This is a genomic window from Martinezella calliandrae, from assembly GCF_030272695.1.
Taxonomy (GTDB): domain Bacteria; phylum Pseudomonadota; class Alphaproteobacteria; order Rhizobiales; family Rhizobiaceae; genus Rhizobium; species Rhizobium calliandrae.
In genome coordinates, this window is sequence record NZ_JARFYN010000177.1 from 1 (window position 1) to 821 (window position 821).

The following is an 821-nucleotide window of genomic DNA, read 5'->3' on the forward strand; positions in this document are numbered from 1 at the left end:
ATCGATGGCAAGCAGGTGGCTGCTTCGGTAATTGATGCGGTGAAGACGGCGACCGCAGCATTGGAAAAAGAGACGGGTGTGAAGACCGGCCTTGCCGTTGTCATCGTCGGCGATGATCCGGCCAGCCACACTTATGTCGCCTCCAAGAGCCGTATGTCCAAGGAATGCGGCTTTACCTCCATCCAGCACACGCTGCCCGCCGAGACGACACAGGACGAGTTGGCAAAACTTGTCCAGTCCCTGAACGCGGACGCCGCCATTCATGGCATCCTCGTGCAATTGCCATTGCCGAAGCATCTGAATGCCGATGCGATTATCCAGTCGATCCGGCCGGACAAGGATGTCGACGGCTTGAATGTCGTCAATGCTGGCAAGTTGGCGACCGGCGATCTCGACACCGGCCTGATTTCCTGCACGCCGGCCGGCGCCATGCTGTTGGTGCGCCGTGTGCATGGCGAAGACCTATCGGGTCTCAACGCGGTCGTCATTGGCCGTTCCAACCTCTTCGGCAAGCCGATGGCGCAGCTGCTCATTCATGCCAATGCGACCGTAACGACGGCGCATTCGCGCACGAAGGACCTGCCGAGCGTAGCCCGTGGTGCCGATATTCTGGTTGCCGCCGTCGGCCGGCCGGAAATGGTCAAAGCCGATTGGATCAAGCCTGGTGCGACCGTCATCGATGTCGGCATCAACCGCATCGCCGCGCCGGACAAGGGAAAGGGCAAGAGCCGCCTGGTCGGGGACGTCGCTTTTGCTGAGGCTGCGGAAGTTGCCGCCGCCATAACCCCGGTGCCTGGCGGCGTCGGCCCGATGACCATCGC

The 821-nt window shown here is 61.6% G+C and carries 1 protein-coding gene; it reads left to right on the top strand.

Annotated elements, in window-relative coordinates:
- A partial coding sequence (gene folD / locus PY650_RS36580) for a bifunctional methylenetetrahydrofolate dehydrogenase/methenyltetrahydrofolate cyclohydrolase FolD (RefSeq protein WP_285884981.1) occupies positions 1-821 on the top strand: 821 nt, incomplete at both ends.